The sequence below is a fragment of the Nitrobacter vulgaris genome, assembly GCF_031453995.1.
GTDB classification, from domain to species: Bacteria; Pseudomonadota; Alphaproteobacteria; order Rhizobiales; family Xanthobacteraceae; genus Nitrobacter; species Nitrobacter vulgaris.
This window is the reverse complement of the sequence record NZ_JAVDPZ010000013.1, coordinates 63,166-89,447: the sequence shown is the minus strand read 5'-3', so window position 1 is coordinate 89,447 and position 26,282 is coordinate 63,166. Positions and strand designations below refer to the sequence as shown.

Here is a 26,282-nt window from a genome sequence, read left to right as displayed (position 1 = left end):
AGGCGCAAGGTCAGACGCCCACATGATTCGACACAACATATCGGGCATGACGGTGACGACAGCCTTACCGGCGGCCAGTGCGAATCTCGGAGAGGGCTATGCCTCTCGCGCCGCCATTGCCAGCTGGATCATGTTCGACTGGGCGGCGCAGCCCTATTTCACGCTGATTACGACCTTCGTATTCGCGCCGTATTTCGCGACTTTCGTGGCGGCGACACCGGCCGAGGGGCAATCGCTTTGGGGATTTGCGACCGGCGCGGCTGGCATCGTGATCGCGCTCGCCTCGCCGGTGCTGGGCGCCATCGCCGACGCCAGCGGCCGGCGCAAGCCGTGGATCGCGGCCTTCGGCGCGCTATTGGTCATCGGCTCCAGCCTGATGTGGATCGGCAAGCCCGGTGACGCCAGCCTGATCCTGCCGCTGTTGATCGCCTACGGCATCGCTACCGTCGGCGTCGAATTCGCCACCGTGTTCAACAATGCGATGATGCCGTCGCTGGTGCCGCCGCACAAGATCGGTCGCCTGTCGGGGACCGGATGGGCCACCGGCTATATCGGCGGCATCCTCAGCCTGATCCTGGTGCTGGGTTTCCTCGCCGCCAATCGCGCCACCGGCAAGACGCTGTTCGGCGTGACGCCGTTGTTCGGTCTCGATCCCGCAACCCACCAGGGCGATCGCATCACAGGCCCGCTGACAGGCCTCTGGTTCGTCGTCTTCGTCCTGCCGATGTTTTTGCTGACACCGGATTTCCCGGCCAAGCGTCCGGTGCGAGCGGCGCTGCGCGAAGGGTTGATCGAGTTGCGCGGCACGCTCCGCGAATTGCCGAAACGACGGTCGCTGGCGACCTTCCTGCTCGCCAACATGATCTACACCGACGGGCTGGTGTCGCTGTTCGCGTTCGGCGGGATCTATGCCGCAGGCACCTTCGGCTGGCATACCATCGAGATCGGAACGTTCGGGATACTGCTGGCGATAGCCGGCGCGCTCGGCGCGTGGATCGGCGGCAAGCTCGACGACCGGGTGGGTCCAAAATTCGTCATCGCCGCGAGCATGACTGTTTTATTGTTGGCGATCGTGGCGATCCTGATGGTCGACAAGGATTCGATCCTGTTCGTGAAGGTCGCGCCGCCCGTGCCCGGCGGCGGGTTGTTCGCAGCACCCGCGGAAAAAGCCTATCTCATCCTCGGCTGTCTGATTGGCGGCGCCGGCGGTCCATTGCAGGCGGCCTCGCGCACGTTGCTGATCCGGCTGGCGCCGAAGGATCGCATTGCGCAGTTTTTCGGATTGTTCGCGCTGACCGGAAAGGTGACCTCGTTCGTTGGCCCGCTGCTGGTCGGCTTCATCACCGCGATCACCGCTAGCCAGAAGGCGGGCATGGCGGTGCTGGTGTTGTTCTTCGTCGCGGGGCTTGCACTGCTGTCGCGCGTGCGGGAGTAACCGTCTGCATGCGGATCATGGCCTGGATTCCGGAGTCGGGGCCGATGCTGCCACAGGCAAACTCTCGTAATACGCGGCCACGCTTTTGATTTGATCGTCGGTCAGCTTGTTTGCGACATTGGCCATCACCCCCATGGGATCGACCTTGCGATCACCGGCTTTCCACGACCGGAGTGCTTTCTCGATATAAAGTGCTGATTGTCCCGCGAGGCGGGGAAAGTTCGCTCCCGCGTCAAGGCCCGCTGCACCGTGGCACTGTCCGCAACCGGGCAAGTCGTTCGAGGGATCGCCGGTCGCGGCAATCTTCGCTCCGGCCGCGATCACGGCTTGATCAGCGGGAGCAGTTTCGGGCTTCGGTGTCGTCATGCCCGCATAGTAGTTGGCCAGCGCCTTTCTTTCGTCGTTGGACAGATCCGATGCGATCATCAGCATGACACGGTTCTTGCGCGCGCCGTTATTGAAACCATCGAGCTGACGTTCAAGGTATTCCGCATTGAGACCAGCAAGGCGTGGAATGCCCCTTGCCGGCTGGCCCTCTCCATTCCGGCCGTGACACGGTGTGCAGGTTGTCGCTCTGCCCGGCGGCTTGGTGATACCCTCACCGTTGCCCGCGAGCACGGGTAGCGACGACACGCCCAGCAGCAGAAGCGCTCCGCCTATCACCGGTCTCATCCGTTCTGCCCGCATCCATCTCAACGTGTAGTATCTCGCTTTAAAGCGGGATGAGGAAAAGTGTGAAGCGGTTTTCCGCTCGCATCCCGCTTCTCAGAATACTGGAATCGATCACGTTCATGATTTTGGATCGATTCGATTCAAAATCATCGTGATCTAATGACGGAAATGCCTGATGCCGGTGAACACCATGGCGATGCCGTGCTCGTCGGCGGCCTTGATCACCTCTTCGTCGCGCATGGAACCGCCGGGTTGAATGACCGCGGTGGCGCCGGCCTCGACGCAGGCGAGCATTCCGTCGGCGAATGGGAAGAACGCATCCGACGCCACGACCGAGCCTTTGGTCAGCGGCTCGGTGAGGTTCAGCTCGCGCGCCGCATCTTCCGCCTTGCGTGCTGCGATGCGCGCGGAATCGACGCGGCTCATCTGTCCCGCGCCAATGCCAACGGTGGCCAGATCCCTGGCATAGACAATGGTGTTTGACTTGACGTGCTTCGCGACGCGGAAAGCAAAGCGCAGGTCGCGCATCTCAGCCTCGGTCGGCGCGCGCTTGGTTGCGACCTTGAGCGACATGTCGTCGACAACAGCGTTGTCGCGACCCTGCACTAAAAGTCCGCCAGCGACGGTCTTCGCAGTCAGGCCGCGCGCGCGCGGATCGGGCAGGCTACCGGCCAGCAGCAACCGCAGTTTTTTGCGCTTACCGATGATCGCAATCGCTTCCTCGGTCGCATCGGGCGCGATGATGACTTCAGTGAAGATGCCGGCTACCGCATTGGCGGCGTCGGCATCGATCGTGCGATTGAACGCGATAATGCCGCCAAAGGCCGAAGTCTGGTCGCAAGCGAGCGCTTTGCGATAGGCCTCGGTGAGGCTTGAGCCTTCAGCGACGCCGCAGGGGTTCGCATGCTTAATGATGACGCAGGCCGCGGTGCGCGCCGCGTCAAATTCGGCGACGCATTCATAGGCCGCGTCGGTGTCGTTAATGTTGTTGTAGGATAATTCCTTGCCCTGCAATTGCCGCGCGGTGGAGACGCCGGCGCGCCGCTCCGGCGTGCGGTAGAATGCGGCGGTCTGGTGCGGGTTCTCTCCGTAACGCAACGTCTGCGCGAGACGTCCGCCGACGGCGCGATAGTCGGGGGTATCGGTCTCAAGCTGCAGCGCGAACCAGTTGGAGATCGCGGCATCATAGGCGGCGGTCCGGGCGTAAGCTTTCGCGGCGAGGCGCTTGCGCAAGCTCAACGTGGTCGCACCCGCGTTGGCGTTGAGCTCGTCGAGCACCGCCTGATAATCCTGCGGTTCGACCACGACCGCGACGTCATCATGGTTTTTCGCGGCGGCGCGGATCATCGCGGGGCCGCCGATGTCGATATTCTCGACGCAGTCCTCGTAAGCAGCGCCTTTGTCGACCGTCGACTCGAACGGATAGAGATTGACGACCAGCAGGTCGATCGGAACGATGCCGTGGTCCTTCATGGCTTTTGCATGATCGGCATGGTCGCGGATGGCGAGCAGGCCGCCGTGTACCTTTGGATGCAGCGTCTTGACCCTGCCGTCCATCATTTCCGGAAAGCCCGTCAGGTCGGAGACGTCGCTGACCTTCAATCCTGCCGCTGCGATCGCCTTGGCGGTGCCGCCGGTCGACACCAGATCAATGCCAAGGCTGGCAAGCGCGCGGGCGAACTCGGTCAAGCCGGTCTTGTCGGAAACGGAAAGCAATGCGCGGGTCACGCGGCGCGGTCGGTCGGTCATGATTGTCGATCCTGGAAGGTCATAGCGTTTTCGAGCGAGGAGGGTATCGGTTCGCGTCAAGAAAACGCGTCAAAACGGAAGCCCGGTGCCGACTTTGATTCCATCAAAGCCGACAACTTTAGCGCAGCCGGTTAGCATGAATTTGCCGGTGATGAAACCGGCCTGCTCTGGCAAGGCCGCCGGCACATTTCGTCTACAGCGGCAATTCCGGTTCGCGCCGCGCATTACGGCGGGCGTTGGTGACCGCGGCCGACGTCGTCGAACGCACGAAACCCCAACGCACTCGGGGGACTTCCCGGGCATTCTGGTGAATCACGATCTGTGCGGACCGTCGCGGACCGTCGTTGCCGGCGAGAAAAACGCTGTCTTCGAGCTCGACCCGGTTGTCGGCCGCTTCGAACGTCCAGACCTCGCGGTTTGGCAAAACCAGCATCACGGCATGCGCATCATCGAGGCGGCTGGCCTTGACGGACGGATGCAGGTGAAAACGCAATGCGTAACGAATCTGGCCGCCTTTGATGCGGCCGCCCGGGGCAGGCGCTAGCATGTCCTCGCCCTCCAGCCGCGAGCCGTCCGGTGCCATCGTCAGCACACGGCGATGGATCAGACCAAACCGGGCGAGATAGCCGTCATGCGAAGCCGTCAGCCGCTCGCCGTCGTCATTGGTTTCGCGAAAAGTTTCGACGTGGGCCGGACCGCTGACAATCGGCGCCCCCTGGAGCAGCCGCTTCATCGCCGATTGTTCGACGAACTGGCACGAGGATGTTTGATGGCAGACCAGTGTGGAATGCGCTGCTGTCGAGCGCGCGAAGACGCGCCACGTCTCGCGGCTGGTCGAGGACATTCCGCAATTCGTGACGACCCGGTTCAAGCCGGAAGACAGCTCGAACGACAGGCAGCCGGCATGCGCTTCCTCGCTGAGGTTCGGTGGTGGCGGCGGACCGGCATCGACGATCAGGATTGTCGCGCCGGCGTCGATCCGCTGGAAGCCCGTGTGCGGCATGCTGGCCATCGGTATGCCGCGGGTGTCGTCATAGGCCAGGAGCGTCGCCAAAAGGTCGGACGGTGTGCTGCTCATGCCGTTGAACAGCGCAAAGCCGCCGTCGCCGTGACGGAAGAAGCGCAGCATCGGCATCACGCGGTCGATGGCGTTCAGCAGCGCCGGCGGCGGTGCGATGTTGCGTGCGGCGAAGGTTTGCCGGAGCGGCAGCAGGTCGATCAGCAGTTCGATTAAAGCTCCCGGATTGCGCGAGACATGTCCGCCGTCGGGCAGGATTTGCCGCCGCAATTCCTCGGAGAGCTTGCGGGTCGCGTTGCGGATGGTGCGGGCCTGGTTGGCAAGACACAGCGAGGCGTAGCACAGCGCGATCAGAACCTGCAGCCGTGACACGCCGTCAGGCGCGTCGTGCAGGCCGAAACGTAACAGACGGATGTCTCGGGCAAGCGCGCGCAGATAGCGGCGGTAGAATTTTCCATCCGCATCGCCGAGCACAAGCGGGGCCTGCGACAGCAGCGAGATCACGCGCCTCGACATGACGTCGGCGCGCCGACCTACAGGCCGCCTGCGCGTGGGATTCGAGATCCAGTCTTCCATCAGCGATCGCGCATTGGCGCGCGTAATCGCCGTATCGGCGGCGCGGAGATGCCGCAGCCAGCCGAAGCCGAGCAGGGCGGCTTCCCAATCCTCGGACGGCGGTTCGAGGTCGAAAATGGAGCGGGAGTGACAGGTGACGATCTTGCCCGCGAATACGAAGCGGCCCGCATAAATTTCGGCGGCGCGGGTGGCGTCGGCCGTACGAAGGTCGTGTGGCGCGATGGTCAGGCGGTCGGCGCGGCCGGGCCATAGCCGCGAAAGCGCCGCAGGCCCGTCGCTGGCGCGCGCAATCGTCCGACGAGCGAAACGGCGGACGATCAGAATTGAAATGCGTCTGCGATGAGCGACCGACACGCGCGCCTTCGGTGTGAGGATTCTCGCGAATCCCTTTGCAGTGATGAGGACTGAGTCCTTGTAATCCGGAAAGGCCGGCAACGCACCATCTTGAAATGCCGCGAATCTCTCGCCCTTGCTTTGCGAATCAGGACTTGGTCAATCGTGCCGCATAGAAGCCGTCTAGTCCGCCCAGCGTGGGATCATCGTGTGGCAGATGGCAGGGCAGAGTGCGCAGATCCCCCGCGGGCGTCACGATATCAGACAGTCCGGCCACTTCGGCGTCGCTGACTGGCACGCGCCGGATGCCTGGTTCGGATGCAAGCAGCGTGGCAACGACCTGTTCGCCCTCCTCGGGTTCCAGCGAGCAGGTGCAATAGACCAGTGTTCCGCCGGGCTTGAGCAGTGTGATCGCCTTTTTCAGCAGCCTTTGTTGCAGGGTGGTCAGCGCCGCGATATCCGATTCTTGCTTGAGCCAGGCCACGTCCGGATGACGGCGGATGGTGCCGGTTGCGGAGCAGGGCGCATCGACGAGCACGCCGTCGAAGCCGTCGCTGGCGACATCATCGTACCAGTCGATGGCATCGGCGACGAGTGACCGCGCGTTCAGCGATAGACGGCCAAGATTTTCGCGTAGCCGCGCTACCCGATTTGGTGATCGGTCGATCGCGGTTACGTCTGCACCGGCCTGCGCGAGTTGGGCTGTCTTGCCGCCCGGCGCCGCGCAGAGGTCGATGACCCGCTGTCCGGTGACATCGCCGAACAGTCGCGCGGGCAGCGCGGCGGCGGCGTCCTGTACCCACCATTGCCCCTCGGAGAATCCCGGCAGCATCGTCACAGGACCTTGCAGCGAGGTGCGAACGGTCCCGGTCGGCAAGGCCTCGCCGTGCAGTCGTGTCGCCCAGTGTGCCGCGTCGGCTTTGATGGTGAGATCGAGGGCGGGCTCGTGGTTGATCGCGTCGGCAATCGCTTTCGCGGTGCTTTCGCCGTAGTGTCCGCACCAACGTGCCAATAGCCATGGCGGGATATCAAGCGACTCGGAACGGACCTCATCGATCAGGGACTGGCCTTCGCGCGCGCAGCGGCGGAGCACCGCGTTGACAAGTCCGGCATATTTCGCCGCGCGGCGGTCGGATTGCACCAGCCGTACTGACAGATCGACAGCGGCATGATCCGGCACGTCCATCCAGAGAATCTGCGCCGCGCCGATCAAAAGCGCGCTTTGCGCGCGCGGCGCATCGGTCGGAATGCCGCGATCGAGCAACCGTGACAGCAAATGGCCGAGGGTTCCGAGCCGGCGCAGGATCGTCGCCACCAGACGCCGCATCAAGGCACGGTCGCGGTCGGCAAGCGATTTCAGCGCGGGATGCGCGGTGGGACCCTCGAGCTGTTCATCGAGGGTGCGACGCTTATGAAGGACGCCGTCGAGGATATCCGCTGCGATGCGCCGGGCCGCAAGGCCCGGAGCCTCGGTCGGCGGTGCGAATCTGGTGGACGGCATGAGGCAGGCACATCGCTTAAGGGGATCAGGGGATGGCGGACGCATCTGCTGTGCGTCCGTCGCGGCGGATCCAGATTTATGACATGCGAATAAGCCAAATATAAGAATCGCCACCATCTTCACGCATTTGCATGATCTGTGGAAACGGTTTCATACGCTTCCGCTTCGTCTCGCTGACCGGAGAATATGCATGACCGACGAGCCGTCCGCGTCGCTGCGGAGCGCAGAGATGGACCCGCGCAAGTCGCCGACGCCTGCGGCTCAGCGCGCGCTTGCCGAGGCCGAGGCTCGCCGCGCCGCGCAGACCGATGCATCTGCATGGGTTAAAGAGGTTTTGGGGCCGAAGGGTCCCGAACCGACGCGGTTCGGCGATTGGGAACGCAACGGCATCGCATCGGATTTCTGAGCGGCGCGCTTTTTCCTCCTGCCACCGCTTGCGTGGGCTTGCCGGGTGACCCGACTCGCTCTATGCTAGGAATATGTACCCATATACCAGAATAAATGCATTGCCCGGGCCGCGCTGGCGCCACCGATTGTCGCCGGTTCTGCCCTGGATCTTTATTGTGGGCGTGGTGGCCGGAACCATGCTCCCGATCCGGAGCTGGATTGGCTGGCCGCAGGTCGTTAACTCCCAAACGCCGACGGAGACGCGGGCGATCTGGGCTCGCGCCGCTGGTTCGGCGGGACGGCACCAGGTCGACGTGATCAGGACGATCGATGGCGATACCTTCGAGGCGCTGGTTCATTTGTGGCCCGGCCTCGATATGACGACGCGGGTGCGGCTACGCGGCATCGACACAGCGGAAATGAAGGCCTCATGTTCCGAGGAATTTCGGCTAGCGAAAGCCGCCAGCGCCCGGCTGCGGGATCTGCTCGGCGAGGGCGGCGTCACGATCGCCAATATCGGCCCCGACAAATATAACGGACGGGTGGTTGCCGATGCCGCGACGGCGCGAACCTCCGACATCGCAGCGGCGATGGTAGCGAGCGGTCTTGCCCGCGCCTATCATGGTGGTCATCGCGAAAGCTGGTGCAACAGTGTGGGCCGGTAGTCACCGCAAAAAAGCCGCGTGAGCCGCGGCTTTTTTTTGTCTGTAACGATTCGCTGCCGCGTTGTGATCGCCTCAGAAGCTTAAGAATCCAGGAATTCGCTCGCGGTGAACAGGGAGTCGAATTCAATATTTCTCCCTTTATAAACGGCCACGGCCCCCTCGCCTCTGTCGACGATCGATAACACCATCGCGACTTCGGCGCCTGCAGCTTGGGCGGCCGACACCGCGATCATGGCTGACTCGCCGCTTGTCGTGACGTCTTCCAGGATGACCACCTTCTTGCCGGAGAGGCCGCCGTTGGGAACCCCTTCGATGAGCTTTTGGGTTCCGTGTTTTTTGACTTCTTTCCGAACGAAGAAGCCGGGAAGCGGTTCATTCTTGATGTGGCTGAGAAGGCTAACGGTCGAAATCAGCGGGACCGCTCCCATCTCCAATCCACCGATAAAATCTATGCTCTTGCCGAAAAGGCGAGCGAGAATGAGTTCGGACAGCGCATGGGCTCCTTCGGGAAACAACATCGTCGGCTTCATATCGAAGTAAAACGTGCTGCTTTTCCCGGAAGACAATTTGATGTCGCCGCGACCGAACGATCGGGCCTTGATAATCTCAAAAGCCCTTTGGCGGACTTTGCTGTCTTCAGCCATGGCTTCGGGCTCAGTCGATGTGGCGAATTGACGGGCCATCGTGTCCTATCAGCGTATGGGAAAGAAGCCGGTCTATACGCTCAACCAGTCGCCGTGACAATGATTCCTCAGATAGTAGACCGATGTCGAGCATATTCGCGACTCGTCGCGATCTATTGTTGCGTTACCACCACGGGCGTGCCGACTGACACGCGCCGGTAGAGATCGTCAATGTCGTTATTGTACATGCGGATGCAGCCGTATGACACGAAGCGGCCGATCGTCCCCGGCCGGTTGGTGCCGTGAATGGCGTATTGCCCGCCGCCGGAGAGCGTCATCGCCGCGACGCCCATCGGATTCGCAGGCGAACCGCCAGCGATCACGTCCGCGATTTTCGGATTGTCGCGTTTTACATCGTCCGGGGGCGCCCATGCCGGGTCGCGATACTTGCCCTCGATGCGCGCGGTGCCTGTCCATTGCTTGCCGGCTTTGCCGACGCCAACGGGATATCGCAGCGCGCGATTCGAATCGATGATCAGATACAGCCGGCGCTCGTTGGTTTTCACGACGATGGTACCGGGCGCATAGTCGCCCTGATAGCCGACCATATCAGGCCGCGCTTCGGCTGATGGGATGCCGGAAAAGCCCATTGTGATCATGGCGGCAAACACCGTCGCAACCCGCCTCAACATTTTTCGCTCCAATCCGCTTCAAAACGAGTCCGCTTCAAAAAAAGTCCTGCTTCAAATCTGTTTGCAAATGAGCGGAGGGAGAAAGATGCTAACCCGCCCGCGCCAAGGTGCCGTCTATCATCGCGATGGCATTCTGCGCGCCGTAGACCGCGACGAACGAGCCGAAGCGCGGTCCCTTCTCCTGACCCAGCAACACCTGATAGAGCATATTGAACCAGTCGAGCGAGACGCCGGGCCGTCCGTCCTTGGCGAGCTTTTTGTGGTTGAGAAAAGGTTCGCGGCGGCCGATCTCGTAGACCGTGTTCTGGATGTCTTCTGCCGAGACGTCTGCGGGCAGTTGTGACAACGCATCGCGCAGGTCTTGCAAGGCGGCTCGTTCGCTCGCGGTCGGCTCGCGGAACGTTTTGGTCGGTGCCACGAAATCGCGGTAATAGTTGATGGCATAGCCGACCAGTGCGTCAAGCTTCGGATGGGTGGTCGGCGTGACGCCCGGCCGATAGCGGCCGATGAAACCCCACAGGGTTTCGGCATTCTCCGCGTTCGAGGACGAGACCAGCGTCAGCAGCAACTGGAACGTGACCGGCATGTCGGCCGCGGGCGGATGGCCGGCATGAATATGCCACACCGGATTGACCAGCTGCTGCCTCGCATCCTGACGCGGATAACCTTCGAGGAATTGCTGATAGTCGTCGACATTGCGCGGGATCACGTCGAAATGCAGCCGCTTCGCCGCCTTCGGTTCGCGGTACATGAACAGCGACAGCGATTCCGGCGAGGCATAGCGCAGCCACTCGTCGATAGTCAGGCCGTTGCCTTTCGACTTGGAAATCTTCTGGCCCTTGTCGTCGAGGAACAGTTCGTAGTTGAAGCCTTCCGGAGGCGTGCCGCCGAGCGCCGAACAGATTTTGCCGGACAGTTTGACCGAATCGATCAGGTCCTTGCCGGCCATCTCGTAATCGACGCCGAGCGCGGTCCAGCGCATCGCCCAGTCCGGCTTCCATTGCAATTTGCAGTGCCCGCCGGTGACGGGGACTGTGACCCGCTCTCCGGTTTCGGGGTCGTCGTAGGAAACCGTGCCGGCTGCCGCGTCATGCGCGACAATCGGCACCTGCAGCACCACGCCGGTGCGCGGGCAGATCGGCAAAAACGGCGAATAACTCGCCGCGCGCTCCTCGCGCAAGGATGGCAGCATGATCGCCATCACCTTGTCGATCTTTTCGAGCACCTTCAGAAGTGTCGCATCGAAGCGGCCCGACGTGTAGTAGGCGGTCGAACTGGCGAACTCGTAGTCGAAACCGAAGGTGTCGAGGAAAGCGCGCAGCCGGGCGTTGTTGTGCTCGCCGAAGCTCGGATGAGTGCCGAAGGGATCGCGGACTTTCGTCAGCGGCTTGCCGAGATCCAGCGCCAGCAGCTCTTTGTTGGGCACATTGTCCGGCACCTTGCGCAAGCCGTCCATGTCGTCGGAAAACGCCAGCAGCCGCGTCTTGATTTTATCTTCGGTCAGCACGCGAAAGGCGTGACGCACCATCGTGGTGCGCGCGACCTCGCCGAAGGTGCCGATATGCGGCAGGCCGGAGGGGCCGTAGCCTGTCTCGAACAGCACCTCATTCTTCGGCGCCTTCTTCAGGCGAGCGACGATCGCCTTGGCCTGTTCGAACGGCCACGCATTAGATTGATCGGCGAGTTCACGAAGGTCGCTCGCTGATGGGACGTCAGACATTCTGCTCTCCATGGCGCGGCGTCTTCCGCTGCGCCACATTTTTTCAGGATCGTGCTCTAAAACGGACTGACGGAAAAATACCGCAGCCACAGATCGGTATACCGGCCTTTCTCCCAGATCCGGAATAGCGCCCAGTTCAGTGTCTGGCGCAGCACGTCATTGCCCTTTTTCACAGCAATGCCGATGCCCTCGCCGAAATAGCGGCTCTCGATAAAGGGGCCGCCGCTGAATGCGCAGCAGCTTTCCGAATCGGTGCCGTTGATCCAGAACGCCAGTGAGATGGCGTCACCGAAAATAAAGTCGACTTCGTTCCGGCGCAGCGCCTGCCGCAGCGTCTCGTCGTTCGGATAGCCGTGGAGTTCGGCGTCGGTGAAGAAAACCTTGAGGTAGGCCTCGTGCGCGGACCCCCCGATGACGCCAACCTTCTTACCCTCGAGATACTCCGGACGCACCTCGGACATGACGACGTCGCGCCGTGACACGAAGCGGGCAGGTGTTCGATAGTAAGGGTCGGTGAAATCCACACGCTTGCGTAATTCCGGAGTGACCGCGAGAGAGGCGATGATGGCATCGCCCCGGTTACTGGAAAGCGCGTCTACCAGCGTCTCGAATCGCCGCATCTGTACCGTGCAGGTGACCTTGATCTCCTCGCACAGGGTGCGCGCCAGATCGACATTGAAGCCGGCCGGGTTGCCGTCGGGACCGGTATAGTTGAAGGGCGGATAGTCGGTTTCCGTCAAAAAGCGAATCACGGTGAGGCGGGACAGATCGGGCCGGTCCGGACGGTGGCGCGGATCCCAGAAGCCCGGCACGGCCTGCGGCGCGACGGTTGCGGTCTGCGCGCGCGCGCAGCCGGTCGCTGCTCCGGCAACCAGTATCCAGCCGGCGGCGAGCAAACAACCCAGCGTGGCCGCGCCGCGGCGGATCAATCTTTCGTTGTCGGAAACTGTAATCTGTGGTTGCATTGACGGGGGCTTTTCGAACGGAGGGTTTTATAGACCATCCGGAACGGGATGCGAGTATCGTTTGCGTGGGGACGCGACTTGCCGGGGCGGAATCGTGTAGAGGATGGCGGCCGGGCCGACGCGCTCCGCCGTGCTGTGCCTGAGAGTTCGGCGCTTGCGCCCGGCTTCATTTGCATCCCCCGGTCGAGCAACGATAACTGGCTGGGCGACCCCGAGCCCGGTCCGGCGAGCGAACTGGATTGCCTGCGGCATGTTCTCGCTCCGGCGCTGCTGAGCGCTGCCGAGGCGCGCGGCCGGGAAGTGGGCACCGGCGCGGATCAAGCGCTGATCCGGTCGGGCGTCATTGATGAAGATGCTTATCTGCAAGCACTTTCCTTTCAAACCGGTCTTGCGATCGAGACGTTCGCCGAGATTTCCCGCTCCGATTGCCCCTTGCCCGATCGTTACTTATCCCGCGTCGCACAACACGGGCTGCTTCCGCTGCGCCAGCGAGGACAGTTGCTTTGGGTTGTCGCGCCGCGCGGGTTCACGGCACGGCGACTCTGCCGTCTCGCCGCCGCCTATCCATCTTTACGCGACCGGGTTCTGCTGACATCGAAGCAAAACCTCGATCACTTTCTGCTGCGGCAGGAAGCGGGCGACGTGCTCGGCCGCTCCGCCGCCAATACGCTCGGCCGACGATTCCCGGCCCTGTCCGCTGCGCCGGCTGCCGACGACACCTCCCGCGGACGCCGGCTGCGCACAATGCGACGGCTTGCTCAGACTGTCCTCCTGAGCGTTATGATGACGCTGACGCCGACGGTCGTCCCGGACATCTGGAGCAGCGCGCTGGCGCTGTGGTTCCTCGCATTTATCGGCTTGCGGCTCGCGGCCAGCTTGACGCCGCGGCGCTCGGTCCGGAGCCCGCCACGCATTCCCGATAATTGTTTGCCGGTCTACACGGTGATTGCGGCGCTTTATCGCGAGGCCTCATCGGTCGCGTCGCTCTTACAAGCCATCGGAGCCTTGGACTACCCGCGCGAAAAGCTCGACGTTATCATCGTGATCGAGCTTGACGATCTCGAAACCCGCGCCGCTCTGGCAAGACTTGGGCCGATGCCGCAAGTCCAGGTCCTGCTCGCTCCAACGGAAGGGCCGCGCACCAAACCGAAGGCGTTGAACTGCGCGCTGCCGTTCGCGCGCGGCAGCTTCACCGCCGTATTCGATGCCGAAGATCGTCCTGATCCCGGCCAGTTACGCGCCGCGCTCGATGCCTTCCGTACTCAAGGCGTCGATGTCGCCTGCGTGCAGGCCAGCCTTTGCATCGAAAACCAGTCGGACAGCTGGCTCTCGCGCATGTTTGCCGCCGAATATGCCGGACAGTTCGACGTCTTCCTTCCCGGGCTCGCGTCCTTCGGCGTGCCGCTGCCGCTCGGCGGATCGTCGAACCACTTCCGCACCGCGGTCCTTCGCGAGGTGGGCGCCTGGGATGCTTACAACGTCACCGAGGATGCCGACCTCGGCTTTCGGCTGGCGCGCTTCGGCTATCGATCGAGCACCTTCGCGTCGACGACTTTCGAGGAGGCGCCGGCGCGTTTCGGCGGATGGTTGCGCCAGCGCTCGCGCTGGATGAAGGGTTGGATGCAGACCTGGAGCGTGCATATGCGCCGGCCCCGGCGGTTATGGAAGGACGCGGGCGCAAAGGGGTTTTTCACGCTGAATGCCATCATCGGGGGCAACGTGCTGACGGCGCTGACCTTTCCGATCCTCGTCGTCGATATGACGTTGCGCTTGCTGGCGGATGCCGGCGCCATCAGCGGCGGATTTGCCACGGGCGCGGTCACGCCGCTGCATCTGACCACAATCGCCGCCGGCTTCGTCTCCACGATCGTGGTTGGCCTGATGGGCCTTGCGCGGCGCGGGCAGTTGCATCAGGGCTGGATCCTGGCGTTGACGCCGATCTATTGGGCTTGTCTTTCGATTGCGGCGTGGCGCGCGCTGTATCAACTGCTGAGCGAACCATATAAATGGGAAAAGACCGAGCATGGCCTTTCCCCGCAAATCCGATCAGCCGCCGCCTCGCGGATGCTCGTCCCCCGCGACACGGCTGCGCAACGGTGGCAGCGCTACAGATAACGCTTGAGATCGGCGGCGGCCGCTTCCGCCGAACGTTTGAGATCGAACGGCGAGACGAAGCGGCCCTCGCGATCCATCAGATAGATCAGCGCCGTGTGATCCATCGAATAGGCACCATCCTTCAGCGGGACTTTTTTTGCGTAAACCCGAAAGGCGGCCAGGGCTTTCTGGACAGCCGCCGGATCGCCGGTCAAGCCTTTCAGATGTGGATCGAAGCTGGAAAGATAACTTGCCATCGTTTCCTGCGTATCGCGTTCCGGATCGACCGTGACGAAATAGGCGTTGATGCGGTCGGCGTCCGACCCCATCGCCCGCAACACCTCCGACATCTCGAACAGCGAGGTCGGGCAGACGTCGGGGCAGTGGGTATAGCCGAAGAAAATAATTGTCGGCCTGCCGACCATGCTCTTTTCGGTGACAGTCTGACCGGTCTGGTCGGTCAGTTTGAATGGGCCGCCGCCGATCGACGTTGCGGTGCGCGTGCCGGCGAGCCCGCCGAGCAGCCAGAGCACCACCGTGAGACCGACGACGAGACTACCGGCGAAGGCCGCAAACAGGATCAGCGGACGGGCGAATCTATTTGACATCGGGTATCCTTGGTATCGCGCCTTCCGAAGGCCGCGTCCTCGCTATCAAGCCTTCGTAACTTGCGGAAAAGCCTAGAGCATTTTCGCTTCTGACGAATCAGAGGCGAAGCTCTAGATTGTTGTTTGACGCGTTTTCTTCACGCGAACAGGTCACCACTTCGCTCGAAAACGCTATGGAAGCGGGCGGCGAGGCCGGAAGCGTGCGTCGCGAAGACCCAGTGGTTCCGTAGCGCGCCCACAGCGCCCTGCCGACACGGCGAGGCTTCAGATAAGGCCAGTCTCGCCCTTAAGGCAAGCGCAACCGGGTGCGATCACGTGGTGATGAATTGGCCACTTTTGACGATGAATTGGCAATGTCAGATCAGCGCGCCGACGACGCCTGCGCGTCAAGGTAGCATGGACGATACATGTCAGCGAGTTGGCGGCCACGAAGAAAGATCATGCGCCGCGTCAAACCACCGCGCTCTTTGATCCAGCGCTGGATTGCGGAAGGGTACATCGAATACAGCATAAGGGTCGCCTCGGAATTGGTGACGGCGCGGCCGTTCGATCCGAGATCCCAAGCGGCATGAAACCCGAGAGCAGCGTGGGACGTCACGCAAATCTTGTCATGCGGGACCGTACCGAGAACGATGGTGCAAGCTGATGCACATAGACCGTCGATGATGACGGACTGGCCAGAATTGCGAACGGCCTCATATTTATCAAGATAGGTTCCGATCCGGCCGCCCCGATCCTCTCCGATCCGAACCACGGCATGACTTGCAGCAACATGTCCCAGCAGGAATATCACTGCAAGCAATCCCGTCACGACCCTCATCATCTGCCCCGTGTCGATTTCGAATCGGCGGTGATCTTTGTGCGGCTCCAAGTCCGTAGCCTCTGGTGAGATTGGCGTTTTGTCCAGATCGCCTTGATCACTCAAATAAGATTCGAATTCAGTGTTGCCGACGCGCTGCACTTACCCGAGCGTGTTCGGCTTAAGGAGAACCCAGGTCGCGTGAAGAAATGCTTGATCAATTTGCTCGGATACCGAGGCAAAACCGGTATCTACTTTTTCTCACGCCGCTCGAACGGGACGATTCATCGGGACAGCGGAATTATGGTTAACAAACCAATGCAGGGAACCTGGCCGACTTTGCCGCATCTATTCCTCTAACGGTGGAGTATCCCGAGATCCGGAGTGAGGCGCATGCAACAGGTTCAGTCCCGGCTCGTCGCCGGCCCGTGCGATGACGATCTAGAACTGGTTCGCCGCGCTCGTGCGCGCGACGAAGGCGCAATCCGCGCCATCATGCAGGCGAATAATCGCAAACTGTACCGGATCGCGCGTGGCATCCTGCGCAACGATAGCGAGGCCGAGGACGTCGTGCAGGAAACCTACGTTCGTGCCTTCACGCATCTTGAGAGCTTTCGTGGCGACTCCCGTCTCGCAACCTGGCTGGCGCGTATCGCCATCAACGAGGCGCTTGGCCGGAGGCGACGCCTGCGCCCCACCGTCGACTGGACCACGCTGGAGCCGGGTGTGCTGAACGCCCAGATCATCCAGTTTCCCGTGTCCGCCGTTTCCGATGACCCCGAAAAAACCATGGCCCAGCGCGAAATACAGCACATCGTCGAGCAGGCGGTTGACGAACTGCCCGAGGCATTCCGCATCGTCTTCATCACCCGCGTGATCGAGGGAATGAACGTGGAGGAGACCGCTGAGCTCCTCGATCTCAAGCCGGAAACCGTGAAGACGCGGCTTCATCGTGCTCGCACGATGCTGCGTGCGAACGTGGAAAAGAAGGTCGGCCCGGTCATGATGGAGGCCTTTCCCTTCGCCGGCAAACGATGCGCGCGCCTGACCGATGCGGTTCTCGGCCGGCTTGGTCTGACTAAATAATTCGGGAACCTGTTCCGCGGGGCCGCATCCAATCCTGTGTATCGCAACAAAACGTCCGGCGATTTTCGAATCGCGGCGTCACAGGAGTATCAAGAATGTTCGTTCGACTGAGCACGGCGATCGCCGCCGCAGCACTGCTAAGCAGCGGTGCCTTCGCGCAGGGCGCGAAACCCACCGATCCGCAGATCGCGCATATCGCCTACACCGCCGGCGTCATCGATGTCACCGCTGCGAAGCAGGCGCTGGAGAAATCCACCAACAAGGACGTGAAGGCCTTTGCCGCCGATATGGTGCGGGATCATGAGGCGGTGAACGAGAAGGCGCTCGCACTGGTCAAGAAGCTGAAGGTCACCCCTGAAGACAACGACACCAGCCGCACGCTGTCCAAGAACGCCGCCGCCAAACTCAAGGAGTTGTCGAAACTGAAGGGCGCCGCGTTCGACAAGGCCTATGTCGACAACGAGGTCGCCTATCACAAGGCGGTCGACAACGCCCTTGAAACCCTGCTCATTCCGTCGGCCAGCAATGACGAGCTGAAGAGCCTGCTGCAGACGGGGCTGAAGATCTTCCAGGGCCACGAGCAACATGCCGAACAAGTCGCGGCCGAACTGAAGTAGGGCGCGCCATGAAGCCGGACGGATATCTCCCGATTGCCGCAGCCTTGGGAATCTCAGCCCTAAGCATCGTGGGCATGGGGGTCGCGACCTTGGGACTATCCGCCGCGGCCCGCGCGGCGACGGTTCGAGTTTCGATGCAGGACCTCGCTTTCATGCCGGTCGAGATGGAGGCCAAGGTCGGCGACACCGTCGAATGGGTCAACGAGGACATCTTCGCACATACCGCGACGGCCCGAAACGGCGACTGGGACGTGACGCTGCCGCCGAACAAAACCGTCAAGCTCGTTCTGAAAAAGGCGGGAATGATCGACTACTACTGCCGCTTCCATCCCAATATGAAAGCCAGGCTGACGATCGCGCCGTAATCCTTGGGAGACGGAAGCGCACGGTCGGGCGGCAGGAGACCGCCGGACGACGTTGGAGCGGGCGAAGGGAATCGAACCCTCGTATGCAGCTTGGGAAGCTGCCGTTCTACCATTGAACTACGCCCGCTTATCGGCTCTCCACCCCTGATGTAACCGATGGCGCTCAGCCCGCCAAGACGTCAAGCGAGCGAACCGCTCCGCAACAGCGGGGAAATGTCCGAAGGATCGTTCTAAAGCACCCGCACAATCTGTAAGCCCGCGATCACCGCGCCAACCGATAGCACGACGGAAACGATCATGTAAAAGGCGGCGGCAGCCACTTCGCCCCGCTGGATCAGATAGAATGAATCGAGCGAGAACGTGGAGAACGTGGTGTAGCCGCCGCAGATTCCGACGATAAGGAAGATGCGTACGGCTTGAGGCAGACTCCATCGGACAGCGAACAGGCCGGCGAACAGTCCGATCAGAAGCGACCCCGTGACATTGATGACGAGCGTTCCCCACGGAAACTTCGGGCCCAGCAATTTGCCGAAACCGATGGCGACGAGATAGCGGGCCACCGATCCCAGCGACCCGCCGGCTGCGACGGCCAGGATATACGTCCACTTCAAGGCTTTTGCTCCTTCTGCGGCCATTCGGCCATACCGCCCAAGACGCCGATGACCACCAGAGGGATCGCCAGAAGAACCGCCAGAGAGATCAATAGGGAAATCACCGGGAGCGTCTCGGAATCCATCAGGTAGCCGATCGCAACGGCCACCCAGCAAACGCCGACGCCCCACAACGAGACCGATAGCGAACTCGGAAGTCTGTTCATCACGCGCCCTTTCTCGGGCGCAGCGGGGAAGGAAATAGCTCCTACCGACGCAAAGGCGCCCGGTAGGAGTCATCAGCCTGCGGCGGTTGTCGGGGGACTCCATCCCCATCGATTTCGGTTATGCTAGAGCATGATCCCGAAAAGGGAAAGCCGGTTTTCGGATAAGATCATGCTCAATCAAAGGATGAGGCTAGTGCCTTTCCGCTTCTGATGGAATCAGCAGCAGGCCTTTACGATCTTACAACCGGAAATGCTTTGACAACTTGAGGCCCTGGGCCTGGTAGTTGGAGCCGATGCGCTGGCCGTACATCGCGTCGGGCCGCGACAGCATCTTCTCATAGACGAGGCGGCCGACGATCTGGCCGTGCTCGAGAATGAACGGCACCTCGCGCGAGCGCACCTCGAGCACCGCACGTGAACCCTGTCCGCCCGCGCCGGCATAGCCGAAGCCGGGATCGAAGAAGCCTGCGTAGTGCACGCGGAACTCGCCGACCAGCGGATCGAACGGCACCATTTCCGCGGCGTAGTCCGGCGGCACCTGAACAGCTTCCTTCGAGGCGAGAATATAGAACTCGCCAGGATCCAGGATCAGGCTGCCGTCCGGCCGCGCCGCGATCGGCTCCCAGAACTCACCGACCGCATAGCCGCCGCGGCGATCGATATCGACCACTCCGGTATGGCGCTTGGCGCGATAGCCGACAAAGCCGTTGGCATAGTCGCCCGAAAGATCGACGCTGAGCGCCACGCCGTTGACGAGATCGGCGTCGTCGACATCGACGAGCCGCTCCCGTCCGTGCAGGGCTTCGAGCTCGTGGGCATCGAGAACGGCCTCTCCGGTGCGGAAGCGGACCTGCGACAGCCGCGATCCCTCGCGCAGGAGCACTGGAAACGTCTTGGGACTGATCTCCGCATAGAGCGGCCCGTGATAGCCGGCGCCGATCATGTCGAAGCGCCGGGTGCCGTCGGCGATCACGCGCGTGAACACGTCGAGGCGGCCGGTCGAGCTTTTTGGATTAGCGGCGGCGATGATTTCGGGCGGCAGGGCCAGGCTCTCCAGCAGCGGCACGATGTAAACGCAGTTGGTCTCCAGCACCGCGCCGTCGGAAAGATCGACTTCGTGCAGCTTGAGCTCGTCGATGCGTTCAGCGACGGTTGCGTCCGGCCCCGGCAGAAAGCTGGCGCGCACCCGATAAGCCATGGCGCCGAGCCGCAGATCGAGGCTTGCCGGCTGGATCTGGCTCTCGACAAACGGATATTCCGGCAGGATCAGGCCTGCGTCGGCCATCGCCGCGATCATGCGGTCGGGCAGAATGCCGTTGGCGTCGGGAGGGAGCGAGAATGACACGATGTCGTCTTTACGGCCTGGGCGATATCGACCCGAAAACAGGAGCAGGGGCTTTTAGTGCTTGTCCGTCGGCGAGAGGCAGGGTTCTGGCGTCTGAATCCGGATTTGCAGCCAGCCGATTGCGATTGTCAATTGATTGGCTTGACGGACGGGAGAGGCGGGATTAGGCATGACAGCGTTCCGTGGTGATTTGAGCCGGCCGGCTTGCAGCCACGTTAAATAAGTCGCTAAACAGGCCGGGGACAATGTGATCCCGGCTTGTGGAGTTCTTCCAGGCCGGTTTTTTTGTGGCCGCTGTCCGCAGCGGACACGCAGGAGATCATATGTCCGAGACCAAGTCCGCATCCCGCTATCACCCTGAAACCCGGCTGGTTCATTCCGGCACGCTACGTTCGCAGTTCGCCGAGACCTCGGAAGCCCTGTTCCTGACTCAAGGTTACGTCTACGACACCGCCGAACAGTGTGAGGCGCGATTCAAGGGCGAAGATCCCGGCTTCATCTACTCGCGCTACTCCAACCCGACGGTCGCGATGTTCGAGCAGCGCATGGCTGCGCTCGAAGGCGCGGAGACCGCGCGCGCCCTCGCGACGGGCATGGCCGCGGTGACCACCGCGATGCTGGCGCCGCTGAAGGCGGGCGATCATGTGGTGGCGGCAAAGGCCTTGTTCGGCTCCTGCCGCTATGTGGTCGAAGACCTGCTGCCCCGCTACGGCATCGAATCCACGCTGGTTGACGGCCTTGATCTCGATCAATGGCGCAAGGCGATGCGGCCGAACACCAAAACCTGCTTCATCGAAAGCCCGACCAACCCGACGCTCGACGTGCTCGACATCGGTGGCATCGCCGAGATCGCGCATCAGGCTGGCGCTCGGCTGATCGTCGACAATGTGTTCGCGACACCGATCTGGCAAAGCCCGCTGGAGCTCGGCGCCGACGTTGTAGTGTATTCGGCTACCAAGCACATCGATGGCCAGGGACGGACCCTCGGCGGCGTCATCCTGTCGTCGAACGCTTTCGTCCAGGATCATCTCCAGACCTTTATACGCCAGACCGGACCGTCGATCTCGCCGTTCAACGCCTGGATTCTCCTGAAGGGATTGGAGACGCTCAGCGTCCGCGTGCGCCAGCAAACCGAGAGCGCCGCGGCGATCGCGGAGGTGCTGGCGTCGCATCCGAAAGTGTCCCGCCTCATCTATCCGGGCCGGCCGGACCATCCGCAGGCGGCGCTGGTGAAAAAGCAGATGCGCGCCGGCTCGACGCTGATCGGCTTCGATGTCAAGGGTGGCAAGGCGGCGGCGTTTCGGTGTCTCAACGCGTTGAAGCTCGCGCGCATCTCGAACAACCTCGGCGACGCCAAGAGTCTCGTCACCCATCCGGCAACCACCACCCACCAGCGCCTTGCCCCGGAAGTCCGCGCCGGGCTCGGGATCGGCGAAGGCTTCATCCGCTATTCGGCCGGTCTCGAACACAAGGACGACCTGATCGAGGATCTTGTTGCCGCACTGGACAAGGTGTGAGGCTTTCTTCCCTTTCCAACAGGGAAAGGTGGTAAAGTCTCACAAAGGCCGATTGACAGTCGCGGCCGCCGGTAAACTGGCGCCAGCCTGGACCTGATCCACCGACTTGATGATGTTGTCGCCGAGCAACTGGGCGAAACAGGCATAACCCCAGTCGTTCATGTGAAGGCCGTCCTTGGTCACGAAGGTGTCGAACGGTAGCGACTGCCGGTCGTGCCAGTCGCGCATGACCTCGAAGCGCGGGAAAATCCCCACATGCCTGTAGTGCGCGACCCGGTTCAGCAGACCGACCATTCTGCCGGCATTCTCGCCCCTGGCATTGACGGCGGGCGCGTATTGCGGATCGATCAGGACCAGATCGGCGCCGGAGGCCTGAATGGTCGCGACGCCGTCTTCGACGGTTTTTGCGGTGCTCGCGGGATCGAGATTGCGTAGCACCGCGTTGGTGCCGACCTGCCAGATCACCATGTCCGGCTTGGCATCGATCACTTCCGTTCGCAGCCGCTTTATCATCTCGGGCGCGTCCTCGCCGCCCTTGCCGCGATTGAGCACGGTGATGGCGGCGGCCGGATATTTGCGGTGCAACTGGGCCGCCAGCCGGTTCGGATAATTGAATTCTGGCGACGTCGCGCCGTAACCCTGCGTCGAGGACGAACCGAAGGCGACGATGACAACCGGTTTGTTGGCGGCAAGCTTGGCCGCCACATGAGGCAGTGATCCCACCGACTGCGAGACACCCTTCGGCGGCAGGCAAGGGACGCGATTGAAGATGTCGCGCGCGCGAGCAGCAATTGTCGCTACCTTGTCGATCGCCCTTCCGGACAGGCTCTGCGTCGGCGTGCCGGATTGCGCGGTTGCGACCGAAGAAACGGGTGCGGTGCTGCCTGTCGACAGCGCGGAGGCGTTGGCCGGCGCCGTTTGTGCGAGCGCGGTGGAGGCCGATACTGCCGCCAGTATGACCGCCGCGGCCGGGCCGAGGGTTCTGCGGAAGCGAAGGATCATCATCAACGCTTGGTCCCGAGTTCGGTGGGGTTGATGCGAGCGGTCTCGATCACGAAGGTCGATAAGGCGCTACCGAGACAACTGTGAACGCGTTTGGCAAGGCTTACTCCCCGCACTGGGCTGAATAGATCGAATTCACCGCTCTCGTTCCACTTACTCATGATTGTAAAGCGGTCGAACACTGGTACGTCGCGCTGCTGCGCGACGACGCGCATGTTGTCGATGTAAGATGTCATTGAAACCATGGTTTCCGTGCGCGGGCTGTACTGCATGTTCATCAGCACGACATCCGCTCCCGCTTTCTGCAATGAGGTCACGCCTTGGTCGAGGGCCTCGCGAAAGTCGTCGATGTCGACGGACCGGATGGCATCGACAATGCCGGTCTGCCACACCACCAGAGTTGATTTTTTCGCCTCCGCGAGCTTGCCGAGGCCGGGCGCGACATCCTCGGCGGTCTTGCGCAGAGCCAGTTCCACGGACACGTTCACGAGAATGCCCGGCAATTTCTCGCGAAGTGCAGCCTGCAATTTCGCCGGATAGGCTTCCTCCTCGGCTCCGGATATTGATGAGGAACGGCTGCCCACCACCAGAATGTTGAGCGGGCCGCCCGCCCTGACCGCCGAGGCGACCCGGGATAGTGTACTATCGCTGGTCAGCAGATAGGCCGGCACGGCGCAGTTTTTGGTCACATCGTCAGCACACGCGGAGACGCTGGCCGATGAAGCGGCCAGCGCGATCAAGACCGACGCCAAGCCGGTCCTCATGCTCCTCCTCCCGCAAGATCCGAGTCGCCATCGGCAGGTTTGGCGCGGCTTCCGCCCTTGCCCGCAACCCTCTTGTACCACGAAAACACCCATGCGGCGGCGGACATGATCAGGATTCCGCAAATGCTGATAATGAGGTGAATCGTGGCGCCGCCGGAACACTCTGCGAGGATGAACTGCCCGGCGAAGGCCAGAAAGACCCCGATACAGAAGATCTGGAGCGAACTCTGGCCGCACAGGATCAGCGGCTTAAGCCAGGGGGACGCCAATCCCGGCCAGTTCCTGGGCAGGAAGCGGACGGCCAGCGCGGCGAGCGCCAAAAAGTGGCTGATGCGCAGCACGTCGAGATTGGTCTTGTCGATCGGATACATCCACTGTTCGGCGATGTCCGGCATCAAATGATTGAGCTGCGGCACATGCCAGGTCAGCGTGGTGTAGAAAGCGAACAGCAGATAGGTGACGCAAATCCAAAGTGTTGCCGGCAAAGACAGGATGCGCGAGATGCGCTTGGCGCCTCCGAGCGCGCACCATGCGCCAAACACGAACAGCAGTTGCCAGGCGAACGGATTGAAGAACCAGACCCCGTTGGGATAGGCGGGCAGTGCCAGATCGAACCACCGGGTGAGTGCATAAAAACCGACCGACAGCGCTAGCCCCAGATCAGCCTTGCGCTGCATCACCAGCAACACCGGCGGAAAAAAGAGCATCAGCGCGACGTAGAGCGGCAGCACGTCCATGTTGACGGGGCGGAATTTCAGAAGCAGCGCCTGCACGATCGTGACGTCGGGCTGCTTGAGAAAATCGAGGATGCCCATTTCCTCGGTGTAAAGCGGGTTCTCAAAGCTGCTCGCGACGTAGGAAATTTCCGCGAGGAAAATCGTGAATAGAAAGATATGTGCTACGTAGATTTGCCAGACTCGCCTGAGAATGCGCGCGGCGGCGACGACAAATCCGCGCTCGCGCATCGCGCGTCCGTAAACGAGGGCGGCGGTATAGCCCGAGATGAAGATGAAAATCTCCGTGGCGTCACTGAAGCCATAGTTGCGGAGAGTGAGCCAGGTCAGGAGGTTCTGCGGCAGATGGTCAATGAAAATCAACCATAGCGCGAGCCCGCGAAACAGATCGAGCCTCAGCTCGCGCTCGCGCGGCGGGGTCGGAATCAAAACGGCCGGCGCATCGCGCGTGACGCCCGCAGGGGTTGCCCTCGTGCGCGCTCCGACAATCTGATCGGTAACTGGCGGCATACGCTCGGCTTCGATAAGGCCATCTCAATCGCCTGCGCGATCGAGATGGATTTACGGGAGGACAGCTTCACGCTAACGGTGGCAAAAAATCAATATTGCCGCCGGGATCATAGTGTGGAACCAGGCTGACGCACGATCACAACGAAGGGGGCTGGTTCATGCGCCTGTTTTGGCTATGATCGCTCGAATACTAGAGAGTTTGCGATGTACCGTGCCGTTACCCGCCAGATCGAAGTCACCGTTGAACCGAATTTCATGCCGGAGAGGTCGTCCGCCGAGCGAGGCCATTTTTTCTGGTCCTATACGGTGGTTATCATAAACGCCGGTCCCGAGACCGTGCAGTTGCGCACCCGGCATTGGATCATCACCGATGCCTCGGGAAGGAAGCAGGAAGTCCGCGGCGAGGGCGTCGTGGGCGAGCAGCCGGTGCTTGCGCCCGGCGAGCGCTTCGAATACACGAGCGGGGTTCCTCTGCCGACCGCCACCGGCTTCATGAGTGGCCGCTACCAGATGATCTCGATCCGAAGCGGCGAACCCTTCGAAATAGACGTTCCGACCTTCTCGCTCGACAGCCCCGACAGCAAGCGCGTGCTGAACTAAGGTCGCGTCCAATCGCGCCTACTCCACGCCGGCTTCCTGCGGGGTAAATTCGTACACCGAATTGCAGAACTCGCAGGTCACGGCAACCTTGCCATCCTGCACCATGCCCGAGCGGTCCTCCGGCGTGAAGCTCTTCAGCATGGCCGCCACGGCGTCACGCGAGCATGAACACCGCGCGTGCAGCGCTTGCGGCGAAAACACCCTGACGCCGCGCTCATGGAACAGGCGATAAAGCAGACGTTCACCGGACAAGTCGGGATCGATCAGTTCGAGGTCCTCGACGGTGCCGATCAGCGACTGACCCTCGGCCCAGGCATCATCCTCGCTCACCGTATGCACGGCGCCACCGTCGGGGGCATCGCCGGGATGGAGATCGGCCTGGCGCGCGCGCTCCAGCGCCTTGGGCAGGAATTGCAGCAGCATGCCGCCGCCACGCCAGCCGCGCTTCGGTCCATCCCCCTCCCGGCGCCACTCCTCGCCGACCGCGAGCCGGACCCGCGTCGGAATCTGTTCCGAGCGCAGAAAATACTCATGCGCCGCATCTTCGAGGTTGCCGCCTTCCAGTGCCACAAGACCCTGATAGCGGTTCATGTCCGGACCCTGATCGATGGTCATCGCGAGATGGCCGCGGCCCAGCAGCGCGCCCGAGTCGGAAGCATCGCCGAGCCGGGCCTTGTCGAAACGGGCATAGGCTCGCAGCCCGGCCGGGGCCCGAAAGTCGACAATCAGGAACGACACCGGTCCATCGGTCTGGGTTTGCAGGATGAACCGGCCCTCGAACTTGAGCGATGAACCGAGCAGCGTCGTCAGCACGATCGCCTCGCCGAGCAGCTTGGCGACCGGTGCGGGATAGTCGTGCCGGACCAGCAACTCGTCGAGCGCCGGCCCTAGCCGGGTCAGTCGTCCGCGCAGGTCGAGTGTGCTCACCTCAAACGGAATCACGGCGTCGTCGACCGGAATGGATGAGGGCGCACGCACGGGGGTTTCACGCGACGTGGCGGGGTCGGGCATTTGTGAGGTCATGCCCTCTATCTGGGGTCGACTGGTCGGGATCGAAACCCCATGAGAGGGAGGAGCGTCATATAAAG

General features: G+C 62.0%; 26 protein-coding genes, 1 tRNA gene and 2 riboswitches. Of the genes, 9 read left to right on the top strand and 18 right to left on the bottom strand.

From position 1 onward, the window contains the following. The first annotated feature begins 46 nt into the window (after window positions 1-46). Window positions 47-1,435 (top strand): MFS transporter, encoded by a 1,389-nt coding sequence (locus GGQ85_RS10230; protein WP_309774438.1) that lies wholly within the window; start codon window positions 47-49, stop codon window positions 1,433-1,435. A 15-nt stretch (window positions 1,436-1,450) separates the two neighbouring features. Here GGQ85_RS10230 and GGQ85_RS10225 read toward each other — a convergent pair whose 3' ends face one another. From GGQ85_RS10225 to GGQ85_RS10210, 4 genes are all read right to left on the bottom strand, one after another. After that, on the bottom strand, window positions 1,451-2,107 hold the full coding sequence (locus GGQ85_RS10225) for a c-type cytochrome (protein ID WP_309774411.1): 657 nt from the start codon (window positions 2,105-2,107) through the stop codon (window positions 1,451-1,453). Between the two features lie 156 nt (window positions 2,108-2,263). Beyond that, entirely contained in the window at window positions 2,264-3,856 is a 1,593-nt protein-coding gene (gene purH, locus GGQ85_RS10220) for a bifunctional phosphoribosylaminoimidazolecarboxamide formyltransferase/IMP cyclohydrolase (RefSeq protein ID WP_309774410.1), read from the bottom strand. A gap of 193 nt (window positions 3,857-4,049) precedes the next feature. After that, a complete protein-coding gene (locus tag GGQ85_RS10215) occupies window positions 4,050-5,804 on the bottom strand; it encodes a heparinase II/III family protein (RefSeq protein ID WP_309774437.1) in 1,755 nt (584 codons plus the stop codon). Between the two features lie 127 nt (window positions 5,805-5,931). Continuing rightward, window positions 5,932-7,284 (bottom strand): RsmB/NOP family class I SAM-dependent RNA methyltransferase, encoded by a 1,353-nt coding sequence (locus GGQ85_RS10210; protein WP_309774409.1) that lies wholly within the window; start codon window positions 7,282-7,284, stop codon window positions 5,932-5,934. Between the two features lie 190 nt (window positions 7,285-7,474). Here GGQ85_RS10210 and GGQ85_RS10205 point away from each other — a divergent pair, with 190 nt between their 5' ends. Continuing rightward, window positions 7,475-7,690 (top strand): DUF1674 domain-containing protein, encoded by a 216-nt coding sequence (locus GGQ85_RS10205; protein WP_079445297.1) that lies wholly within the window; start codon window positions 7,475-7,477, stop codon window positions 7,688-7,690. Between the two features lie 73 nt (window positions 7,691-7,763). After that, the gene (locus GGQ85_RS10200; RefSeq protein WP_309774408.1) at window positions 7,764-8,336 is read left to right on the top strand and encodes a thermonuclease family protein; all 573 of its coding nucleotides are present in this window, start codon (window positions 7,764-7,766) and stop codon (window positions 8,334-8,336) included. Between the two features lie 80 nt (window positions 8,337-8,416). Here the strand turns inward: GGQ85_RS10200 and pyrE are convergent, their stop codons facing one another. From pyrE to GGQ85_RS10180, 4 genes are all read right to left on the bottom strand, one after another. Next, window positions 8,417-8,980 carry an orotate phosphoribosyltransferase gene (gene pyrE, locus GGQ85_RS10195; RefSeq protein WP_079445298.1) on the bottom strand — a complete coding sequence of 188 codons (564 nt, stop codon included), beginning with the start codon at window positions 8,978-8,980 and terminating at the stop codon, window positions 8,417-8,419. 152 nt (window positions 8,981-9,132) lie between these two features. Next, window positions 9,133-9,651 (bottom strand): L,D-transpeptidase, encoded by a 519-nt coding sequence (locus GGQ85_RS10190; RefSeq protein ID WP_374708873.1) that lies wholly within the window; start codon window positions 9,649-9,651, stop codon window positions 9,133-9,135. An 88-nt stretch (window positions 9,652-9,739) separates the two neighbouring features. Continuing rightward, a complete protein-coding gene (locus GGQ85_RS10185) occupies window positions 9,740-11,371 on the bottom strand; it encodes a lysine--tRNA ligase (RefSeq protein ID WP_309774406.1) in 1,632 nt (543 codons plus the stop codon). A 56-nt stretch (window positions 11,372-11,427) separates the two neighbouring features. After that, the gene (locus GGQ85_RS10180) at window positions 11,428-12,336 is read right to left on the bottom strand and encodes a transporter substrate-binding domain-containing protein (RefSeq protein ID WP_309774404.1); all 909 of its coding nucleotides are present in this window, start codon (window positions 12,334-12,336) and stop codon (window positions 11,428-11,430) included. Window positions 12,337-12,384: 48 nt separating this feature from the next. On the opposite strand from GGQ85_RS10180, the gene GGQ85_RS10175 reads away from it, so the two are divergent. Further along, window positions 12,385-14,451, top strand: coding sequence for a glycosyltransferase (locus GGQ85_RS10175; RefSeq protein WP_309774402.1), 2,067 nt, complete (start codon window positions 12,385-12,387; stop codon window positions 14,449-14,451). Here GGQ85_RS10175 and GGQ85_RS10170 read toward each other — a convergent pair. Both GGQ85_RS10170 and GGQ85_RS10165 read right to left on the bottom strand, forming a co-directional pair. Further along, entirely contained in the window at window positions 14,442-15,038 is a 597-nt protein-coding gene (locus GGQ85_RS10170) for an SCO family protein (RefSeq protein WP_309774400.1), read from the bottom strand. The two genes, GGQ85_RS10175 and GGQ85_RS10170, sit on opposite strands and share 10 nt — an antisense overlap. 361 nt (window positions 15,039-15,399) lie before the next feature. After that, the gene (locus GGQ85_RS10165) at window positions 15,400-15,858 is read right to left on the bottom strand and encodes a hypothetical protein (RefSeq protein WP_079445299.1); all 459 of its coding nucleotides are present in this window, start codon (window positions 15,856-15,858) and stop codon (window positions 15,400-15,402) included. Window positions 15,859-16,230: 372 nt separating this feature from the next. On the opposite strand from GGQ85_RS10165, the gene GGQ85_RS10160 reads away from it, so the two are divergent. The 3 genes from GGQ85_RS10160 (at window position 16,231) to GGQ85_RS10150 (ending at window position 17,905) form a co-directional block, all read left to right on the top strand. After that, complete coding sequence (locus tag GGQ85_RS10160; protein WP_309774397.1) at window positions 16,231-16,923, top strand: RNA polymerase sigma factor; 693 nt, start codon at window positions 16,231-16,233, stop codon at window positions 16,921-16,923. Window positions 16,924-17,018: 95 nt separating this feature from the next. Then, entirely contained in the window at window positions 17,019-17,540 is a 522-nt protein-coding gene (locus GGQ85_RS10155; protein WP_309774395.1) for a DUF4142 domain-containing protein, read from the top strand. Window positions 17,541-17,548: 8 nt separating this feature from the next. Then, on the top strand, window positions 17,549-17,905 hold the full coding sequence (locus tag GGQ85_RS10150; protein ID WP_309774393.1) for a cupredoxin domain-containing protein: 357 nt from the start codon (window positions 17,549-17,551) through the stop codon (window positions 17,903-17,905). 53 nt (window positions 17,906-17,958) lie between these two features. Here GGQ85_RS10150 and GGQ85_RS10145 read toward each other — a convergent pair. From GGQ85_RS10145 to GGQ85_RS10130, 4 genes are all read right to left on the bottom strand, one after another. Continuing rightward, a tRNA-Gly gene (locus GGQ85_RS10145) sits at window positions 17,959-18,032 on the bottom strand. 103 nt (window positions 18,033-18,135) lie between these two features. After that, window positions 18,136-18,516, bottom strand: a complete 381-nt coding sequence (crcB, locus tag GGQ85_RS10140; RefSeq protein ID WP_087881084.1) for a fluoride efflux transporter CrcB — start codon at window positions 18,514-18,516, stop codon at window positions 18,136-18,138. Further along, window positions 18,513-18,722 carry a hypothetical protein gene (locus tag GGQ85_RS10135; protein ID WP_079445257.1) on the bottom strand — a complete coding sequence of 70 codons (210 nt, stop codon included), beginning with the start codon at window positions 18,720-18,722 and terminating at the stop codon, window positions 18,513-18,515. Before GGQ85_RS10135 ends, crcB begins: the two co-directional genes overlap by 4 nt. Before the next feature lie 56 nt (window positions 18,723-18,778). Beyond that, a riboswitch (Fluoride riboswitch) is annotated at window positions 18,779-18,838 on the bottom strand. A 122-nt stretch (window positions 18,839-18,960) separates the two neighbouring features. Beyond that, the gene (locus tag GGQ85_RS10130; protein WP_309774389.1) at window positions 18,961-20,067 is read right to left on the bottom strand and encodes a 2'-deoxycytidine 5'-triphosphate deaminase; all 1,107 of its coding nucleotides are present in this window, start codon (window positions 20,065-20,067) and stop codon (window positions 18,961-18,963) included. A gap of 172 nt (window positions 20,068-20,239) precedes the next feature. After that, window positions 20,240-20,319: riboswitch (SAM riboswitch) on the top strand. A gap of 71 nt (window positions 20,320-20,390) precedes the next feature. On the opposite strand from GGQ85_RS10130, the gene GGQ85_RS10125 reads away from it, so the two are divergent. Then, complete coding sequence (locus GGQ85_RS10125) at window positions 20,391-21,584, top strand: O-succinylhomoserine sulfhydrylase (RefSeq protein ID WP_309774387.1); 1,194 nt, start codon at window positions 20,391-20,393, stop codon at window positions 21,582-21,584. 39 nt (window positions 21,585-21,623) lie between these two features. On the opposite strand, the gene GGQ85_RS10120 is transcribed toward GGQ85_RS10125, so the two are convergent. Genes GGQ85_RS10120 through GGQ85_RS10110 form a run of 3 tightly spaced genes read right to left on the bottom strand, consistent with a single transcriptional unit; the run spans window position 21,624 to window position 24,594 of the window. Further along, a complete protein-coding gene (locus tag GGQ85_RS10120; protein ID WP_374708875.1) occupies window positions 21,624-22,586 on the bottom strand; it encodes an SGNH/GDSL hydrolase family protein in 963 nt (320 codons plus the stop codon). A gap of 2 nt (window positions 22,587-22,588) precedes the next feature. Beyond that, window positions 22,589-23,350: an SGNH/GDSL hydrolase family protein gene (locus tag GGQ85_RS10115; RefSeq protein WP_309774384.1), complete on the bottom strand. Its 762-nt coding sequence runs from the start codon at window positions 23,348-23,350 to the stop codon at window positions 22,589-22,591. After that, the gene (locus GGQ85_RS10110) at window positions 23,347-24,594 is read right to left on the bottom strand and encodes an OpgC domain-containing protein (RefSeq protein WP_309774382.1); all 1,248 of its coding nucleotides are present in this window, start codon (window positions 24,592-24,594) and stop codon (window positions 23,347-23,349) included. Before GGQ85_RS10110 ends, GGQ85_RS10115 begins: the two co-directional genes overlap by 4 nt. Before the next feature lie 204 nt (window positions 24,595-24,798). Between GGQ85_RS10110 and apaG the strand changes: the two genes are divergently transcribed. After that, entirely contained in the window at window positions 24,799-25,194 is a 396-nt protein-coding gene (gene apaG, locus GGQ85_RS10105) for a Co2+/Mg2+ efflux facilitator ApaG/CorD (protein WP_079445262.1), read from the top strand. Window positions 25,195-25,212: 18 nt separating this feature from the next. Here apaG and GGQ85_RS10100 read toward each other — a convergent pair whose 3' ends face one another. Further along, window positions 25,213-26,217, bottom strand: coding sequence for an Hsp33 family molecular chaperone (locus tag GGQ85_RS10100; protein WP_079445263.1), 1,005 nt, complete (start codon window positions 26,215-26,217; stop codon window positions 25,213-25,215). Between the last annotated feature and the right edge of the window lie 65 nt (window positions 26,218-26,282).